The following is a 17,477-nucleotide window of genomic DNA, read 5'->3' on the forward strand; positions in this document are numbered from 1 at the left end:
ATACAGGGTACGGGCAGTGACTGACAAGTTAAGCGGAGGCGGCCTCAGGCTGATCGGAAAGCCCGGTTCGATCCAGCTCCAGACTCATCGAAATCTGATACCGATCCGAACGGTACGTCGAAATCGAGTATTCGAGCGGAAGGGGCCCGTGTTCTCCGCGGGCAAAGGTATATCGGTGGAAAAGCAGGACGGGTGCTGCCGCCTCCACGTCCAGAATTCGAGCCAGATCAGGATCTACCGCAGCGGCTTCCACGGTCTGCTCGGCGGTGCTGACCGCGAACTCCGTCCCGGACAAGTGCGAATACAGAGATTGGCTCAGATCTTTGGCGAGCAGAAGATCGGTCAGTTCCGGTCGCATCCACGATTCGTCCACGCTGACCGGGGCATGATTCGCGAGCCGGAGCCGTTTGACGCACAGGGTTTCCTCGCCGTCGTCCAGCCCGAAGAACTCCGCTGCCCTCGGCGTGGCCTGCCTGCGTTCGGCCAAGAGGATCCTCGTCGATGGTTCCAGTCCTGCGCGTTTCATGTCTTCCGTGAAGGAAGCCAAGTGCAGATTGGAACGAACGCGCCCATGGGAGACATAAGTCCCTTTGCCGTGGATGCGCACCAGCACGCCTTCGGCCACGAGGTCCGCGACGGCACGTCGGATCGTGATGCGGGAAACGCCGAATTGTTTTTCCAGCTGCCTTTCACCAGGTAAGGCATCACCCGGGGACAACTCGTGCCGCGCCAGGTCGCGCAGTTCCGACCTGACCTGTTCATGCTTGTGAACCACCTCTGCGATCGCTTCCGCTACAGCAGATCCTGGATGTCTTCGGCCAGGTTCTCCGCCTCGGGACCGACGACGACCTGAACCATGCCACCCGAGACGACCACACCGTGGGCGCCCATGGCCTTGAGCGCAGCCTGGTTGACGACGGATGAGTCCTCGACCTCGGTGCGCAACCGTGTGATGCAGCCCTCGATGTCCTCGATATTGTCTGCGCCCCCGAGAGCTTCCAGAAGCTTTTCCGGATCAAACATTGAATTCCTCCTTGCCCTTGACAAGCAATTCCTTGTGCCTCACAGTGATCAGAACCACTGGTTATAAACAGTTGACTTGAGCGTACCGACTGCGCTCCATCGACACAACCGCACGCTACTCTCGCCGACGCGAGAATCGAGGTCCCCATGTCTTCGTCAGACGTCCCCATGACGGCCGCCGGGTCTTCCCCCAAAAAAGGCGACGGCAAATCCATGAAAGTCCTTCAGCGCTTCGGGAGGAGCCTGATGCTTCCGATCGCGGCTCTGCCCGCAGCCGCGATCCTTCAACGACTGGGGCAAGACGACCTCCTCGGCCGTTTCTCCTCGATCTCCACCGCAGCCCAGGTGATCGGCGCCGCCGGTACGGCTCTCTTCGACGGGCTGCCGCTGCTCTTCGCGGTCGGCATTTCCTTCGGCTTCGCCAAAAAGGGCGATGGCTCGACGGCGCTCGCGGCCGTCGTCGGCTACCTCGTGATGACCAACGTGTTCAAGGTGATGTCGCCGGTCGTCCTCAGCAGCGACGCAACCTCGGCCGCAGGGGAGGACCCTGCGATCGACTACGGCGTCCTGGGCGGGATCGTGATCGGATTGACGTCCGCCATGTTGTGGCAACGTTTTCACCGGACGAAACTGCCCGATTGGCTCGGCTTCTTCGGCGGAAGGCGTCTCGTCCCGATCCTGACGTCCCTGGCGGCCCTGGTGCTCGGCGTGGTCCTGGCCTTGATCTATCCGCTCTTCGACAAGGGGCTGTCCGCAATCGGCACCGCGGTCGGAGGGAACCCTGTGGCAGGTGCCGGTCTATACGGTGTACTGAACCGGCTCCTGATTCCTTTCGGCCTCCACCACATTCTCAATTCCATTGTCTGGTTCATCCTCGGAGACTACAACGGCGCTCACGGCGATCTGACGCGGTTCTTCGCGGGCGATCCCAGCGCGGGAGTGTTCATGACGGGCTTCTTCCCGATCATGATGTTCGGTCTTCCCGCGGCTGCGCTGGCCATATGGCATGAAGCCAAACCAGGGCAGAAGAAGATCGTCGGCGGCATCATGCTGTCCACCGGTCTGACGTCGTTCCTGACCGGTATCACTGAGCCCCTCGAGTTTTCCTTCATGTTCATCGCATGGCCGCTGTATTTGATCCACGCGGTGCTCATGGGGACCTCGATGGCGCTGACTAACGCCCTGGGGATTCACTCCGGATTCGGTTTCTCTGCCGGAACCATCGACTACGTGCTCAACTTCGGCATATCTCAGAATTCGATCTGGCTGATACCCATAGGGGTGGGCTACGGACTGATCTACTACTTCCTCTTCCGATTCGTGATCCGTAAATGGAACCTGAGAACCCCGGGGCGCGAGGAAGACCCCGACGAAGGTGCGGCGGTCGCGGACGGAGACCTCGAGGAGGCCTCGTCATCGGCTACTGAGCGCGTCGACTCCGCCGATGGCGAGAACCCCCGTCGAGAGACTGAGGGCTAGAAGTCCCAGTCGGAATCGTCCGTCTCCACGGCCTTGCCCATCACGTAGGAGGAGCCCGAACCGCTGAAGAAATCGTGGTTCTCATCGGCGCCTGGAGCGAGGGCCGCCAGGATTTCCGGATTCACGGCGGTCTCCTCCGCGGAGAAGTACGCGGGATAGCCCAAGTTCATCAGTGCCTTGTTGGCGTTGTATCGGACGAAAACGGCGACGTCGTCCATGAGCCCCAGCGGTTCGTACAGTTCTCCCGAATAGTGCAGCTCCAGCTCGTACAGCTCTTCCAACAAGTTGACGGTGAAGTCCTTGACCTCTTCCTGGCGCTCGGCCGAGCAAGCTCGGAGGCCCCGCTGGAATTTGTAACCCGAGTAGTAACCGTGGACGGCTTTGTCCCGAAGGATCAGCCGGATCATGTCCGCGGTATTGGTCAGGGTCGCGTGCACCGAGAAGTGAAGCGGCAGGTAGAACCCCGCGTAGAGCAAGAGCGAAGACAACAGGGTCGAGGCGACTTTCCGCCGCAACGGGTCATCGCCGTAATAGTGCACCAAGACCTTCTTGGCACGTTCCTGCAGGAGGTCGTTGGAGACCGCCCACCGATACGACTGCTCGATATCGCGAGAGCTGGAAAGCGTGGAGAAAACGCTCGAATAGGATCTGGCGTGCACGGACTGCATGAAGGCGATATTCGTGTAGACGGCTTCCTCGTGCTCGGTGCGAGCGTCCTGGATCTGGCTGATCTCCCCGACCGTCGCCTGAACCGTGTCGAGCAAGGTCAACCCGGTGAACACTCGCATGGTCAATGTTCGTTCCTCATCGGTCAGTCGCTGCCAAGCCGGAAGGTCGTTGGACAGGGGTACCTTCTCGGGAAGCCAGAAATTCGAGGTCAATCGGTTCCAGACTTCGAGGTCTTTCTCGTCCTGTACCTGATTCCAATTGACGGGGCGCAGGCGCAGAGCCGGGTCGTGGCGAAAGGACGGCGGGGTCACGGAAATATCGGTGATCGGAAGGTTCGGGGTCGCGTTGGACATAGTGGTTTCCTTGGAGCTTGGATCGGATGGGGTCAAAGGGCGCAGGAGACGCAGTTCTGGACCTCCGTGCCCTCCAGCGCGGCCTGGCGAAGTCGGATGTAGTAGAGCGTCTTGATTCCCGCTTTCCAGGCATAGATCTGGGCACGGTTGATATCTCGCGTGGTCGTGTCGTCCTTGAAGAAGAGCGTCAGCGAAAGACCTTGATCCACGTGTTTGGTCGCCACGGCGTAGGTGTCGATGATCTTCTCGTACCCCACCTCGTAGGCGTCCTCAAAGAGTTCGATATTCTCCTGGCTCATATGCGGGGCCGGATAGTACACACGCCCTAGCTTCCCTTCCTTTCTGATCTCAATCCGCGAGGTGACCGGGTGCAATGAAGCGGTCGAATGATTGATGTAACTGATCGATCCCGTCGGAGGAATCGCCTGAAGGTAAGCGTTGTACATGCCGTCCCTCATCACAGCCGCCCTCAAGACGATCCAGTCCTCGCGGCTGGGCAGGTGCACACCCGCCTCGGCGAACAGCGAGCGGACACGATCGGTGGCGGGGGTGCCATCCGTCGAGACGTAGCGTTCGAAGCGGACCCCGTTCGCATAGTCCGAACTGGCGAATCCCTCGAAAGTCTCGCCGCGTTCGACCGCGAGCAGATGAGAGGCCCGGATCGCGTGGAATGTCACGAGCCGAAAATATGCGTCCGTGAAATCGATAGCCTCGGTGCTCCCGTAGCGGATGTTCTGGGATGCCAAGTAGCCGTGCAAGTTCATTTGCCCGAGCCCGATCGCGTGGGTGGCCCTGTTTCCGCGGGCCACGGAGGGCACGGCGTCGACGTCGCACTGGTCGGAGACGCTGGTCAGCGCTCGGACCGCGGTCTCGACGGTGCGGCCGAAATGAGGGGAGGTCATGGCCGCGGCGATGTTGAGCGAGCCCAGATTGCATGAAATGTCCCGACCAACGGACTCGTAGCTGAGATCGGAACCCATCGTCGAGGGGGTGCTGGTCTGAAGGATCTCGCTGCAGAGATTGGACATCCCAATGCGTCCGGGATGCGCATGATCCCGGTTGACGGTGTCGTCGAAGAGTACGTAGGGATAACCCGACTCGAATTGAAGCTCCGCGATCGTCGTGAAGAAGTCGCGAGCCCGGATCGAGTCCTTGTGGATCCGCGGGTTTGCGGCCAGTTCGTCGTAGAGCGCGGTAATCGACAAATCCGACATCGGTTTTCCGTATTCCCGTTCTATGTCATACGGGCTGAAGAGGAGCATGTCCCGGTCTTCCTTGGCGAGCCGGAACGTGACGTCGGGGATGACGACGCCGAGAGAGAGGGTCTTGATGCGCACTTTCTCGTCAGCATTTTCCCGTTTGGTGTCGAGGAACCGCAGAATGTCGGGATGGTGCGCATGCAGATATACGGCCCCTGCCCCCTGCCTGGCGCCGAGCTGGTTCGCGTAGGAGAAGGAATCCTCCAGAATTTTCATGACCGGAACCACTCCAGAGGCTTGGTTCTGGGTCTTCTTGATGGGGGCACCGGTCTGACGAAGATTCGTGAGCATCAACGCGACGCCGCCGCCACGTTTCGACAGCTGGAGGGCGGAATTCACCGACCGGCCGATCGACTCCATATTGTCTTCCACGCGCAGCAGGAAGCAGGAGACGAGCTCGCCCCTTTGTTTCTTCCCCGCATTCAGAAAAGTGGGGGTCGCAGGCTGATAGCGACCTGACATCATCTCGTCGACGAGATGCACCGCCAACTTTTCGTCGCCCCGCGCGAGATACAGGGCCGTGGCGACCACCCGCTCCGAGAAGTCCTCGAGATACTCCCGTCCGTCGAAGGTCTTCATGGCGTACGAGGTGTAGAACTTGAATGCGCCGAGGAAGGACCCGAAACGGTGTCCTGCCTCCGCAGCTCGTTGGTGAACCGTGGAAAGAAACTCGGAGTCGTAGGCCTGAAGAAAATCCGCTTCGTAGTAGTCGTTGTCCACAAGCCATTCGAGACGTTGGGTCACGCTGTCGAATCGTCGTGTACGAGGCTTGACCCATTGCTGTACATAAGCGCCGATTGCTTGCTTGTCGCGATCGAACTGGATCTGTCCGGACTCGTCGAACAGGTTCAGTTGAGCGTTGAGGGCGTGATAGTCCTTGCGCGTGCCGATGCCTTCTTTGTCACCGGGTGATGTCGTGGTGGGTGATGTCATGCGGATTCCTTGTCGTGTTCCAAAGCGTGCCAAAACTCGTCGAGCCCGTGATTGATGGTCTCGACGTCGCGGGAGTGACCCAAGAGCTCGAATCTGTAGAGCTCCGGAACCCCGCACTTCTTCGAAATCACGGGACCTGCGATGCAGAAGTGCTCACCGAAATTGGTATTTCCTGACGCGATGACCCCTCGAATCAAGCTCCTGTTCTGCGGGTCATTCAGAAAGGTGATGACTTGTCGGGGGACGGCCTGTTTTGCCTCTCCTCCGCCATAACTCGGCACGATCAGAACGTAGGGCCGACTGACGCGGATCATCCCGTCGAGGCGTGGACGCAGGGGAATTCTGACGGCGTCGAATCGGAGACGGTCCACGAGGCGGCGGGTGTTCTCCGAAGCGCTCGAAAAATAGACGAGGCTCGGGGACTCGTGCGGGGCAAGCGTGCGGAATCGGATAGGCGGCCGGGAGCGGGTGGCCGAGTGCTCTTCCATGTCTTCCTTTCTGCAAGATCCGTGCCGAGCACAATATGTTGTGCTGATGGCAACGTTAAGCTGGCACATATAGGAATATCATTAAGGCGAACTTAAAACTACGCCTGGCCGTAGTTATTGACATGAGTCACAATGGGAGGAAAACTTCAAAGGGTGAAGAAAGATGTGAAGAAAAACTCCGAAAGAGCGTCGCCGCCTGACGTCCTCGGCTCGCTGCGAGCGCTCGCGGACACATTGAGTCCCGGCCCGGCCAAGGTCGCGAGGTTCATCCTGGACGATCCCGTCCGCACGGTCCCGATGACGCTCGGGGAGCTCGCCCGGAGCAGCCGAACCAGCGATGCTTCGGTCATCCGCTTGGCCCGATCCATCGGGTGTGCCGGCTACAGGGAAATGCGCACCCTCCTCGCCACGTCCGTCGGGCGGGCTCAGGGAGCCGCCGCAGACCAGTGGTCGTATCCGGTGGGGATTTCGGCCGAGGACGCCCCGGGCGACGTCGTGACGAAGCTGGCTGCCGGGGAGCGGGAGGCCATTTCGCAGACCGAGCGGGCGCTCGATGCCGAGGCGGTACGGACCGTGGCGGACGCCGTGGCGAACGCTCGGCGAGTCCTCGTCGTCGGTATCGGTGCATCCGGGCTGGTCGCTCAAGATCTTGCCGCCAAGCTCGGCCGAATAGGTCTGTCGGTTCATGCCGCGACCGAGGCGCACGATGCGCTGACCTTTGCCGTGCTGCTGACTTCTGAGGACGTTTTCATCGGGGTATCCGCATCGGGCCGAACCCGCGACGTCGTCGATCCGCTCGGGCTGGCGGCTCAAGCCGGTGCCCGAACGGTCGGCATTACGACACAACCGCGTGCACCTCTGGGGAGCGCCGACCACGTCTTGGTCAGCGTTGCTTCCCGCGAATCCGGGATTCGCCTCGGGGCAATGACTTCTCGCTCGGGACAGCTTTTCGTGGTTGATGCGCTGTTCACCATGGTTTTCCAGGTCCGTGAAGAGGAAGCGCGGAGGGCCATCGCGCGCTCCCACGAGGCCCTGGCCTTCAAACGTTCACCCCGCCCGAACGGCACGACACCCCAGGAGAACCGGAACTCATGACACCTGACATTCCCACCACAGAAGCGATCGACGAACAGTTCTCGGAGATCGACCGTATGCCCACCGAAGCCTTGGCAAGGCTCATGAATCGGGCCGATTCGACGGTTCCGCTTGCCGTGGGGCAACGCAGCGCGGATATTGCCCGACTCGTGGACGCGGCAGTTCCTGGTCTTCGCTCGGGGGGTCGGTTGGTATACGCCGGCGCGGGAACCGCGGGACGGCTCGGTGTCCTCGACGCTTCCGAGTGTCCGCCGACGTTCAATACCGCACCCGGAGAAGTCGTCGGCCTCATCGCCGGCGGAGAGCGGGCTATCGTTTCCGCGGTGGAGGGAGCCGAGGACGACTCGGCCGCGGGCGGGCAGGCCATCGTCGCGTTGGACATCGGTCCCTCGGACACCGTCGTTGGGATATCGGCATCCGGGGCGACGCCCTATGCAGTCGGTGCTGTCGAGGAGGCCGCAAAGCGAGGCGCGACGACGGGCGGCGTCGTGTGCAATCGGGGGTCCCGGCTCGCGGCGGCTGCCGCGCATGCCATCGAGGTGATTGTGGGGCCGGAACTCGTAGCGGGCTCGACCAGGTTGAAGGCCGGGACGGCCCAGAAACTCGTGCTCAACATGATCTCGACGATGAGCATGGTCCGACTGGGCAAGACGTACGGGAATCTCATGGTGGACGTTCAGTCGACCAATACCAAATTGAAGGAGAGAGTCCGTCGGATCGTTCAGACGGTGACCGACGCCGAGGACTCCGAGGTCGAAACGGCTGTCGAGGCGGCGGATGGAAGCGCCAAAGTAGCCATTCTCATGATCCTTGCCGGTGTCGACGCCGCACGTGCACGCGAGGAATTGGATCGTGATGCGGGCGTCCTCCGAGCAGCTCTGGGACGGCTGGTCCGGTCTCACAGCTGATGGGGGGGGAGACCTGCACGGCAGGAAAACTTGCCCGCACGACGTCATGAAGGCAACGTACAAAGGAGTCGACAATGCCTGACCAAGAGAAAATATCGCAGGAAGTGATCGCCGGTCTCGGTGGTGCTTCCAATATCGGCGGGGTAGAAAACTGCATTACTCGTTTGAGAATCCCCGTTAACAACGAGTCCGCCGTCGACGTCGAGGCATTGCGCGGTGTCGAGGGAGTATTGGGTGTCGTGCCCGGATCGACTATGCAGGTCGTGCTCGGCCCTGGGGTCGTGGACACGGTCGCCCGGGATATCGACAAGCGCCTGCAGAAAGAGAAAGTAACTCAGGGCTCGCGCGGCGGCGGATCCGTGGCAGCGTCGGAGAGCGCGGAGAATCCGGACGTCACCGAGCCGACGTCCCCGAACGATCTCCAGGCTCTCGGCGCGCAGATGAAACGCTCGCAGTCCGAGCGTGGGAAATCCCCGATCCGCGGATTCCTGGGTCGGATCGCCAATATTTTCCTTCCACTGATTCCCGCCCTGATCGCGTGCGGCATCGTGGCCGGTATCAGTGGCGTTCTGCAAAACTTCGTCGCGAATGGGGCGTGGCCGTGGGCCGCTGGGGCCGTGCCCGTCCTGACAGCGATATCGAGCGGGTTCATGACCTTGATTGCCGTGTTCGTGGGCATGAACGCGGCCAAGGAGTTCGGCGGCACTCCGGTGCTCGGCGGGGCAGTCGCAGCGATCATTCCGTTTGCGGGGGTCTCCGAAATCTCCGTCTTCGGCACATCCCTCGAACCGGGCCAGGGCGGCGTGATCGGTGCCCTGTTCGCGGCAATCCTCGCCGCGTACATCGAGCGTTGGACACGCAAGTGGGCCCCGGAATCACTGGCCATGTTAATCGTTCCGACGGTCACGGTTCTAATCGCGGGGGCGCTGACGCTCTTCCCGCTCATGACCCTGGCAGGCTGGATCTCGACCGGCATCGGAACCGGTGCGACGTGGCTTTTGGGGGTCGGTGGAGGAGTCGCCGGATTCGTTCTGGCCGGACTCTTCCTGCCCTTAGTGATGCTGGGTCTGCACCAGGCTCTGATACCGATTCACACAACTCTCATCTCCCAGGCCGGGTACACGATCCTCCTGCCGATTCTCGCGATGGCGGGTGGCGGACAAGTCGGGGCGACCGCGGCGATTTACTTGCGTATCCGCAATCGTGCCTTGAGAAATACCATCAAGTCCGCCCTCCCGGCGGGCATCCTCGGGGTGGGCGAGCCGCTGATTTACGGCGTTACCCTGCCGATGGGCCGCCCCTTCATCACCGCGTGTCTTGGTGGCGCCTTTGGAGGCGGGTTCGTGGGGCTGTTCAATCAGCTCGGCTATGCCACCGGATCCACCGCCATCGGACCGAGCGGGTGGGCGCTCTTTCCCTTGGCAGCGGGCAACCACGGTATCGGTGCCGCGCTCGCGATCTATGCTGTGGGGCTGCTGATTTCCTACGTAGCAGGTTTCATCCTGACGTATTTCTTCGGGGTGCCCAAGGACCTGGTCGCACGCATGGCGGACGAAGACAAGGGGTAGTTGCCCGGCCTCAGCCGGTCCAGTCTGAGCCAATGTGCGGCCTGGACCGAGGCACGCACCGCACATTGCGCGCTGGGAGGTCGCATGACGTCTGAAGGCATCCCCTGCCTTTGCGTTCGGGGAGTCAGTCGTGGCCGAGGGTCACCTGGCAGCGGGGGCGTCACATTCCCGCGTTCTCGGAAACGTACACATGAGTGAGCGTTTGCCTGAGGTAGAAGGGAGACATGAGTTCGTTTCTCCTCCGCAATGTGCGGGAGGCCTTCACCCGTGAGGTCCTCGATGCCCGCATCACCGACGGGCGAATCGATCTGGCATCCCGGATCTCGCCTGACATCGGCGACGAAGTCGTCGACGCCGAAGGCCGCTGGCTCGTCCCGGGGTTGTGGGATGCACACGTTCATTTTGACCAGTGGGCACAGGCTCGTTCCCGGCTCGATCTCGCGGGAACGAAGTCACCGGAGGCTGTCACGCGTTTGGTGGGCGACGCCTTGGCCCATGACAGTGGGCACGGCGTGTTCTTCGGTTTCGGGTACCGAGCCTCGGAATGGTCCCGCCAGGCAACCGTGGCGGAGCTCGACGCGGTCACCGGTTCGCGTCCCGTAGCTCTGGTGAGCGGAGACATGCACAACGGCTGGCTCAACTCGGCGGCTATGACTCTTGTGGGGGCACCGCCGAGGGACACGCCCTTCGATGAGGACGATTGGTTTCCTCTCTTCGGAAGATTGGAGCCTTGGGCCCCGGACCCCGAATCCGCGGTGCGCGATGCGATGAAGGCAGCCGCGGCCAAAGGCGTCGTCGGTATCGTGGACCTCGAATTCGCAGCGAACCATGATGTGTGGGTTCGCCGGTCCCAGAACGCGGATACGAAACTGCGCGTGCGCACCGGTGTCTACCCGGACCTCGTCCACACCGTCCTGGAGCGGGGTCTGGCCAGCGGAGATGTCCTCGACGAGCGCGGAATGGTTCGGATGGGGCCTCTCAAAATCATCTCGGACGGTTCCCTCGGTACCCGCACGGCCCATTGTTGCGAGCCGTACCTCGGAGCGGACGAGATGACTCATCCGCGAGGGGTACAGAATGTGGATCCGCAGGAATTGGTGAGGCTGCTCGGTATTGCTCGATCCGGAGGACTCGACGTAGCTCTTCACGCACTCGGCGATGCGGCGGTGTCCCACGCATTGGATGCTTTTCAGATCACGGGGAGCAGGGGTTCGATCGAACACGCGCAGGTAGTGCGGTGGGAGGATATCGACCGGATGTCGGGGCTGGGAATCACTGCCAGCGTCCAGCCAGCCCACCTCCTCGACGACCGCGATGTGATGGATCGGCTGTGGGCCGATCGGGCCGATCGCAGTTTTGCGTTTCGTGCGATGCTCGACCGAGGGGTCCGTCTTGCGTTGGGCTCGGATGCGCCCGTCGCCGCTTTGGACCCCTGGCTTGCCATGGCCGCAGCAGTGTACCGGTCCGGAGACGGCCGACCCCCGTGGAATCAGCAGGAAGCACTTTCGCCGCGTGAAGCCCTCGCGGCCTCGACCGATGGTGTCGACCGCCTCCGTTCGGGCGACCGGGGCGATGTCCTGTTGCTCGATTCGGATCCGTATGGCGGGGCGACATCCGAAGAGGCCGCCCGTAACCTGTCAGGTATGCGCGTTGCCGCGACGTTCGTCGACGGCCGGCCCACCCATTGGGATTTCTAGCCGGTCGCCGTCGAATCACCGCGGGTCGCCGCCCAGCCCTGCCTGGGCATTCGCGTCGGCACCGGGCACTCGCATTTCGAAGGTCTCGGTGACCACGGTGTAGTCGAAGTACCCCATGCGCGCGATCGGGCGAGCGGCCGTGATGTCGACCCGCCCGTCGTCGGTCAGATACTGCTCATCAAGGTGGATCCGTTCGACCGTCGCGTAGACCACATCGATGCTCCCGACATTGGACCGACCAGGCAGCCGGTGGGTCGTCAGGTACTTGCACTCGTAGTGGAATGGACTCTCGGCAACCATGGGCGTTGAGGAAAGGTCGGCCGTGACCTTGGTGACGTCGAGACGGTCGAATTCGTTCTCGTGCGCGTCCAGAGCCATCGCGCTCGTGTTGACTGCGTCCCTCAGATCCCACGTGGCCATGTTCCATACGAACCAGCCGGTTTTCTCCGCGTTGATCACGGTGTCCTTGCGCCGCCCGTCCGGGTACTGGTTGGCCGCGAACATGACCATCGGCGGATCGAAGGTCAGGTTCTGCCACTGGCTGTAGGGCGCAATGTTCTCGACGCCGTTTTCGCTGATGCTCGAAAGCCAACCGATCGGGCGGGGAACCGTGAGCGCTTTGAAGGGGGAATGGGCGAGCGGGCGTTCCGTCTCGTTGGGATCGTATTTCACTGTGCATACCTTTCATAGTGAGGAGAAGAGACGTCTTCTGAGGGTACGGGCTCACGACCTACGCCTTTGATCCTGGCGATCAGAAGGTACAGGCCACCTGCGACGACGAGGCCGATCAGCCACGCTATTTCGGCACCGCCGAAAAGATTCGCGACCGGGCCGACGTAGAGGGAACTGTTCATGAAGGGGACCTGGACCAAAACGGCCGCGAAGTACGCGACGAATGCCCCCTTGTTGATGGTTCCATAGGGCCCATTGCGTTGGAACAGAGCGTCGACGTCGTACTTCTTGTGACGGACCAGGTAGTAGTCGACCAGGTTGATGGCGGACCACGGTGTCATGAAGTACAGGAGGAACATGAGGAAGTCGGTGAAGACTGCGACGAAGTTATCCGAGGCCAGTAACGCAATCACGACCGCGAAGAGCGAAATGATCAGTACATAGATTGAGCGGGCGCGAGGTTTGATGACCTCGTGTCGGGCGACCGCGGTCACGATGGTTGCCAGAGACATGAAGCCACCGTAAGAACTCAGCGTATTTCCGGTGAGCTTGCCGACGACGACGGCCAGCAGTACGAGCCAGAAGAATGATCCGGCGAGCCCCGAAAGAAAACCGACCTGGTGCTCGCTGAAGGCATCGCCTCCGATCTGGGCAGCAAAGGCGCCGACCGTCATCGCCAGGGTCGCTCCGACGAAACTCCCGGCAAAGGTCCACCCGATAGTCGATTTCTGCGACGTCGACTCCGGGAGATACCGGCTGTAATCGGCAATGTACGGACCGAAAGTCAGTTGCCACGACGCGGACAACGAGATGCCGAGGATGAACGGTGCCAGCGCGAAGTTCGTATGTGCGGTGATGTCGCTCCTCATGGGACCGCCCAGAATGATGATCAGCAGAAGGATGAACACGATCCCGCTCAAAACCGATGCGGCGTGGGAGAACTTGTGGATCCACTTGTACCCTGCGATGGCGAGGACCGTGGAGAACACGGCGAAGATGATCGCACCGAATCTCACGCTGACGTGAAGAAGCGTTGCCAGAGCCTGCCCTCCGAGCACCAACCCCGTTGCATAGAAACCGATGTAAATGATGAGAGCCAGGACCAACGGCAAGATAGCGCCGTAATAACCGAATTGTGCGCGGCTTTGGATCATTTGCGGAACGCCCAGTTGCGGCCCCTGGGCGGAGTGCAGTGCCGTAATGAAGCCACCTATCAGGTTGCCGATGATGATGGCGGGAATCGACCACAGGGCGGAATTTCCCAACAGGACGAAGAGGCCGCCGGTGACCAAAGCCGTGATCGAGCTGTTGGCCGCGAACCAGAGGAAGAAGAGAGAGACGGGGGAACCGTGCCGCTCCTTGGGAGGGATCCAGTCAATGGATCGCAGCTCCATGGTTTTGGGCCCCGCTGTTGGAGTGGCCATGAGTATCTCCTTGAATCCTTTGGTCAGTGTGACTGCTGACACTCTTATTTGCGATACTCTACCGATATATTGGCTGTATATGCCAGGGTTATGCAAAAATTTCAGTACTGACTCTCAGAGAGGATGACCATGAACTGTCCCACTCGGACACGGTCCCGCACCACCCTCACCGACATGGCTTACACGAGCATTGAGCACATGATCATCCATGGGGAAATCGAACCGCTCACGTTCGTTTCCGAGGCCGATTTCATGGAATGGACCGGGCTGGGCCGCACACCGGTACGGGAGGCCGTCCATCGACTCGCGCGTGAACGTATGGTTGAGATCCACCCAAGCCGCGGCATTCTGGTGCCCCAGGTCAGCGTCGAAGCGGAGTTGCGTATCCTCGAGATGCGGCGGGTTCTGGATCCTCTGGCGGTTCAATTGGCCTGTGAACGTTCTTCGAACGAGGAACGTGATGACATGGGGCAATTGGCCGAGCGCTTGAAAACGGAGGAATTCACGCTCGACACTTACTCGGAAACCGTCCGGCAGACACATGGTCTGATTCTCAAGGCAAGTCACAACGATTATCTGCAGGATGCGATGGTCCCACTGCAGAACCTTTCGCGTCGTTTCTGGACCGCCCACGTCGTCGACGATTCCGAAGTGCGCACAGGGGCCAAGTTGCACCGCGAGATGCTCACGGCCATCGCAGTACAGGATCTCTCTGGCGGTGAGCAAGCGGCACGGCAACTGAACGAATACCTTGTCCACTTCGCACAGCGAATAGTCTCCGGCTGAAAATAACCAGCACGATGATGAATCCGAACGCCTCCTCGGCTCCGAATACAGGGTAGAGACAATCAGCAGGGCGGCGTTTTCCGGCGTCTGTGCTGATCCATGTTGATCACCCAGAACCGGAGAGGGACGACGCCGATGTCACCGCTTCAATATACAGACTCGCCCATGTCAGTACCGCTCGCTCAGGCGAAAGGGATTGCTGGTCCGCAAACAGTGCTTCAGGGGCGATTGTGGGCACGGACCCAAACTGCCCTGGGCCACAAGACTCATCGGTTGGGCGGCCCAGGATGGTCGGCGCTGGTCATCGAGGAGAACAACGTGCTGGGGTGTATTTGGTATGTCCCGTATGGCCCGGTCGTCGAGGACGTCGAGGCCCTCGAGACCGCGGTCAAGGTCCTTCGGGATGCCGCGAGTCACGAGGGCGTTGGTTGGTTGAGGATCGAACCCGTCGTCGCAGACGGTACCCAGCCCATGAGCGCGCCCCGAGTCCGTTCCGAACTTCTGGAACTCGGTGCCCATGAGGCGCCCAGGGACATTCAGCCGCGTCGTACCCGTTGGATCGATCTCACGACGGATCCGGAAAGGATCCTGGCTGGCATGACGGGAACCAATCGGAACCTGTGGCGTCGGCATCGGGACAAGGGCTTGAGCATTGAGTCGAGCCAGGACCCGGAGGCTGTGGAAGAACTCATCGCACTGAACCACGCAAGTGCTGAGCGCAAAGGGTTCGTTGCGCACGACGCCGACTATCTGCGGGCGGTGGCCCGCTCCCTGATGCCCGCAGATGCGGGAAGGGTCTATATGACATTCCATGAAGGGCGAGTCGTCGCATCTGCGTTTGTCTATGATTCCCCGAGCACGAGGATTTTCGCCCACGCGGGAATGCGCCCCGAATATCGCAGGATGCGCCCGAATCAGCCGCTGATTGCCCAGGCCATTCTGGACGCCGCCGAGCGCGGTAGCTCCGTCGCCGATCTGTTCGGTATTGCGCCTACGGATTCGCCGACGCACCCCTGGGCAGGGTTCACGCGGTTCAAGAGGTCGTTCGGTGGTGACGACGTCGAACTCGCGGGCACATGGGATCTGGCCGTCTCGACGGCTCGCTATGCGGCGTACCGCACCGTCCGTGCGGGCCGAGGTCTGGCACGAAATGCCCGAGAGATGATGCTCGCTCGCAACTAGACAATTGCCATCTGCTCGCCCGGGTCCCGAGATCCCATCGAAAACTATCGGTCCGTGTTCCGGTTCCCGGCTTTAGGCTGGGCACATGGATATAGAGATACGTCCGGGAGACATTACCGAGGTCGAGGCCGACGCGATCGTCAACGCCGCCAATTCATCGTTGATGGGAGGTGGCGGCGTGGACGGGGCGATTCACCGTGCGGGCGGGCCTGCGATCCTAGAGGAGTGCAAGAAAGTCCGGGAGACGGACTTCCCTGACGGGCTTCCTGCGGGTCGGGCAGTGGCCACGACCGCTGGTGATTTGCCGGCGCAGTGGGTCATTCACACCGTGGGACCCACCTACGCCAAGACGGAGGAGAAGTACGCGGAAAAGGCTCCGGTTCTCGCATCCTGCTACCGCAGCGCGTTGCAGATCGCCGCGGAAAACGGTGCGGAGTCCGTCGCGTTCCCCACCATTTCCGCTGGCGTCTACGGCTGGCCGATGGATGACGCGACGCGCATCGCCGTGGAGGCGATCCGTGCGATGAAAGACCAAGTCGGAGACACCATTCGCACCGTCGTTCTGGTTCCGTTCGGCCAAGAGGCGGAAGATGGGTACCGAGCGGCTTTGGCCGAGTGAGCCCAACCGCCCGCTCCGGTTGATGCTGGTCGGGGCGTACTCGAGTTGAGAGGGATTGAGAGGGATACCCATGGGAAAGAACGTCAGCGATATTTTCGCCGGGCTGGCCGAGCAGCTGAACTGGCAAGAGGAGCTGTACAAGGACCTCCACCGCAATCCGGAATTGGGTCTGAAAGAACACCGGACGTCGGAGCGGTTGCAAAAAGAGCTGGGCGATTTGGGGCTTGAGCCGAAAGTGATCGGTGGTACCGGAGTAGTTGCGGTGATCGAGAACGGGGATGGGCCGATCATCATGGCGCGTGCCGATATCGATGCACTTCCCGTGAGCGAAAGGACCGGTCTGGATTACGCCTCGAAGAACGATGGGGTGATGCACGCCTGCGGGCACGATATGCACATGGCCACGCTTCTGGGCGCGGTGCGGATCCTGGTTCAGAACAAAGACGCATGGTCGGGCACCTACGTCGCATTGTTCCAACCTTCTGAGGAGAATGCCAAGGGCGCGAGTGCCATGATCGACGACGGGCTTGTGGACAAGGTCCCACACCCCGAGGTCGTCCTGGGGCAGCACGTGATGCCTAAGCCTGCCGGCCACGTCTATACCCACTCGGGTCCCATGCTTTCCATGGCGGACTCCATTCACATCACCGTCCACGGACGCGGTTCGCATGGTTCGATGCCGCATCTGTCGGTAGACCCTGTCGTACTCGCCGCGAGCATCGTGCTGCGCTTGCAGTCGATCGTTTCCCGTGAGGTCGAACCGGGCGAGTTCGCCGTGGTGACTGTGGGCGCCTTCAACTCCGGCAAACAAGCGAACGTGATTCCGGATCGAGCCGAATTGCGCTTGAATATTCGCACCTACGACCACGATGTGCGCAACCGCGTGATCGCATCGATCGAGCGAATTGTCCGCGGCGAGTGCCAGGCCGCCGGCTCGCCCGAGGACCCGGAATTCGAGTACTACGACCAGTTCCCGCTCACGGAGAACGACGCCGACGTGACCGACCGTCTCAGCCGAGCCTTCACATCCGGATTCGACGAGGGCGTTCTCCAGACAGGATCCCCCGCGACGGCTTCCGAGGACTTCAGCGAACTCCCGGACGCTTTCGGGGTGCCGTATTGTTACTGGTTCTTCGGAGGCGCGGATGAGAAGAAATACGCTGACGCGGTGAAGAACGGCAGATTGCAGGAAGACATCCCGGCGAACCATTCGCCTTTCTTCTACCCGGTGATTCACCCGACCATCGAGACCGGAACGCGAGCCCAGGTGCTCGCGGCGCTGGAGTACTTGGTCCCATAGAAACCGAGGCTGCGAGTTGGCA

The 17,477-nt window shown here is 61.2% G+C and carries 16 protein-coding genes; 9 read left to right on the top strand and 7 right to left on the bottom strand.

Features of this window, described 5'->3' with window-relative positions; all coding sequences use genetic code 11:
• Positions 1-28: 28 nt before the first annotated feature.
• Together EWR20_RS09420 and EWR20_RS09425 are read right to left on the bottom strand one after the other, a co-directional pair.
• On the bottom strand, positions 29-775 hold the full coding sequence (locus tag EWR20_RS09420) for a GntR family transcriptional regulator (protein ID WP_197964431.1): 747 nt from the start codon (positions 773-775) through the stop codon (positions 29-31).
• Positions 776-792: 17 nt separating this feature from the next.
• A complete protein-coding gene (locus tag EWR20_RS09425; RefSeq protein WP_129360404.1) occupies positions 793-1,023 on the bottom strand; it encodes a glucose PTS transporter subunit EIIB in 231 nt (76 codons plus the stop codon).
• Between the two features lie 147 nt (positions 1,024-1,170).
• On the opposite strand from EWR20_RS09425, the gene EWR20_RS09430 reads away from it, so the two are divergent.
• A complete protein-coding gene (locus tag EWR20_RS09430; RefSeq protein WP_129360405.1) occupies positions 1,171-2,502 on the top strand; it encodes a PTS transporter subunit EIIC in 1,332 nt (443 codons plus the stop codon).
• On the opposite strand, the gene nrdF is transcribed toward EWR20_RS09430, so the two are convergent.
• Genes nrdF through nrdI form a run of 3 tightly spaced genes read right to left on the bottom strand, consistent with a single transcriptional unit; the run spans position 2,499 to position 6,204 of the window.
• On the bottom strand, positions 2,499-3,524 hold the full coding sequence (gene nrdF / locus EWR20_RS09435) for a class 1b ribonucleoside-diphosphate reductase subunit beta (protein WP_129360406.1): 1,026 nt from the start codon (positions 3,522-3,524) through the stop codon (positions 2,499-2,501). The two genes, EWR20_RS09430 and nrdF, sit on opposite strands and share 4 nt — an antisense overlap.
• A 32-nt stretch (positions 3,525-3,556) precedes the next feature.
• Positions 3,557-5,716: a class 1b ribonucleoside-diphosphate reductase subunit alpha gene (gene nrdE / locus EWR20_RS09440; protein ID WP_193553886.1), complete on the bottom strand. Its 2,160-nt coding sequence runs from the start codon at positions 5,714-5,716 to the stop codon at positions 3,557-3,559.
• Positions 5,713-6,204, bottom strand: a complete 492-nt coding sequence (gene nrdI / locus EWR20_RS09445; RefSeq protein WP_129360407.1) for a class Ib ribonucleoside-diphosphate reductase assembly flavoprotein NrdI — start codon at positions 6,202-6,204, stop codon at positions 5,713-5,715. The genes nrdE and nrdI overlap by 4 nt, the downstream gene beginning before the upstream one ends.
• 165 nt (positions 6,205-6,369) lie before the next feature.
• On the opposite strand from nrdI, the gene EWR20_RS09450 reads away from it, so the two are divergent.
• The 4 genes from EWR20_RS09450 to EWR20_RS09465 all read left to right on the top strand — a co-directional run bounded on the left by EWR20_RS09450 (position 6,370) and on the right by EWR20_RS09465 (position 11,472).
• Positions 6,370-7,299, top strand: a complete 930-nt coding sequence (locus EWR20_RS09450; protein WP_165001007.1) for a MurR/RpiR family transcriptional regulator — start codon at positions 6,370-6,372, stop codon at positions 7,297-7,299.
• Entirely contained in the window at positions 7,296-8,207 is a 912-nt protein-coding gene (murQ, locus tag EWR20_RS09455) for an N-acetylmuramic acid 6-phosphate etherase (protein ID WP_129360409.1), read from the top strand. The genes EWR20_RS09450 and murQ overlap by 4 nt, the downstream gene beginning before the upstream one ends.
• Before the next feature lie 74 nt (positions 8,208-8,281).
• A complete protein-coding gene (locus tag EWR20_RS09460; protein WP_129360410.1) occupies positions 8,282-9,775 on the top strand; it encodes a PTS transporter subunit EIIC in 1,494 nt (497 codons plus the stop codon).
• 224 nt (positions 9,776-9,999) lie between these two features.
• On the top strand, positions 10,000-11,472 hold the full coding sequence (locus EWR20_RS09465) for an amidohydrolase (RefSeq protein ID WP_129360411.1): 1,473 nt from the start codon (positions 10,000-10,002) through the stop codon (positions 11,470-11,472).
• 15 nt (positions 11,473-11,487) lie between these two features.
• On the opposite strand, the gene EWR20_RS09470 is transcribed toward EWR20_RS09465, so the two are convergent.
• Together EWR20_RS09470 and EWR20_RS09475 are read right to left on the bottom strand one after the other, a co-directional pair.
• On the bottom strand, positions 11,488-12,144 hold the full coding sequence (locus EWR20_RS09470; RefSeq protein ID WP_129360412.1) for a flavin reductase family protein: 657 nt from the start codon (positions 12,142-12,144) through the stop codon (positions 11,488-11,490).
• The gene (locus EWR20_RS09475; protein ID WP_129360413.1) at positions 12,141-13,568 is read right to left on the bottom strand and encodes a purine-cytosine permease family protein; all 1,428 of its coding nucleotides are present in this window, start codon (positions 13,566-13,568) and stop codon (positions 12,141-12,143) included. Before EWR20_RS09475 ends, EWR20_RS09470 begins: the two co-directional genes overlap by 4 nt.
• 129 nt (positions 13,569-13,697) lie before the next feature.
• Here EWR20_RS09475 and EWR20_RS09480 point away from each other — a divergent pair, with 129 nt between their 5' ends.
• The 4 genes from EWR20_RS09480 to EWR20_RS09495 all read left to right on the top strand — a co-directional run bounded on the left by EWR20_RS09480 (position 13,698) and on the right by EWR20_RS09495 (position 17,455).
• The gene (locus tag EWR20_RS09480) at positions 13,698-14,354 is read left to right on the top strand and encodes a GntR family transcriptional regulator (RefSeq protein WP_193553887.1); all 657 of its coding nucleotides are present in this window, start codon (positions 13,698-13,700) and stop codon (positions 14,352-14,354) included.
• 165 nt (positions 14,355-14,519) lie between these two features.
• Positions 14,520-15,536: a lipid II:glycine glycyltransferase FemX gene (locus tag EWR20_RS09485; protein WP_165001008.1), complete on the top strand. Its 1,017-nt coding sequence runs from the start codon at positions 14,520-14,522 to the stop codon at positions 15,534-15,536.
• A gap of 85 nt (positions 15,537-15,621) precedes the next feature.
• Positions 15,622-16,155: an O-acetyl-ADP-ribose deacetylase gene (locus EWR20_RS09490; protein ID WP_129360415.1), complete on the top strand. Its 534-nt coding sequence runs from the start codon at positions 15,622-15,624 to the stop codon at positions 16,153-16,155.
• Positions 16,156-16,225: 70 nt separating this feature from the next.
• On the top strand, positions 16,226-17,455 hold the full coding sequence (locus EWR20_RS09495; RefSeq protein ID WP_129360416.1) for a M20 family metallopeptidase: 1,230 nt from the start codon (positions 16,226-16,228) through the stop codon (positions 17,453-17,455).
• Positions 17,456-17,477 lie beyond the last annotated feature (22 nt).

It is taken from the genome of Rothia uropygioeca, from assembly GCF_004136585.1.
GTDB lineage: Bacteria > Actinomycetota > Actinomycetes > Actinomycetales > Micrococcaceae > Rothia.

Bases quoted from the DNA above. Each gene is read 5' to 3' on its own strand.
- EWR20_RS09430 (WP_129360405.1), top strand. From the start codon at position 1,171: ATGTCTTCGTCAGACGTCCCCATGACGGCCGCCGGGTCTTCCCCCAAA.
- EWR20_RS09460 (WP_129360410.1), top strand. From the start codon at position 8,282: ATGCCTGACCAAGAGAAAATATCGCAGGAAGTGATCGCCGGTCTCGGT.
- EWR20_RS09480 (WP_193553887.1), top strand. From the start codon at position 13,698: ATGAACTGTCCCACTCGGACACGGTCCCGCACCACCCTCACCGACATG.
- EWR20_RS09465 (WP_129360411.1), top strand. From the start codon at position 10,000: ATGAGTTCGTTTCTCCTCCGCAATGTGCGGGAGGCCTTCACCCGTGAG.
- EWR20_RS09485 (WP_165001008.1), top strand. From the start codon at position 14,520: ATGTCAGTACCGCTCGCTCAGGCGAAAGGGATTGCTGGTCCGCAAACA.
- EWR20_RS09475 (WP_129360413.1), bottom strand. From the start codon at position 13,568: ATGGCCACTCCAACAGCGGGGCCCAAAACCATGGAGCTGCGATCCATT.
- nrdF (WP_129360406.1), bottom strand. From the start codon at position 3,524: ATGTCCAACGCGACCCCGAACCTTCCGATCACCGATATTTCCGTGACC.
- EWR20_RS09425 (WP_129360404.1), bottom strand. From the start codon at position 1,023: ATGTTTGATCCGGAAAAGCTTCTGGAAGCTCTCGGGGGCGCAGACAAT.
- murQ (WP_129360409.1), top strand. From the start codon at position 7,296: ATGACACCTGACATTCCCACCACAGAAGCGATCGACGAACAGTTCTCG.
- EWR20_RS09495 (WP_129360416.1), top strand. From the start codon at position 16,226: ATGGGAAAGAACGTCAGCGATATTTTCGCCGGGCTGGCCGAGCAGCTG.
- nrdE (WP_193553886.1), bottom strand. From the start codon at position 5,716: ATGACATCACCCACCACGACATCACCCGGTGACAAAGAAGGCATCGGC.
- nrdI (WP_129360407.1), bottom strand. From the start codon at position 6,204: ATGGAAGAGCACTCGGCCACCCGCTCCCGGCCGCCTATCCGATTCCGC.
- EWR20_RS09490 (WP_129360415.1), top strand. From the start codon at position 15,622: ATGGATATAGAGATACGTCCGGGAGACATTACCGAGGTCGAGGCCGAC.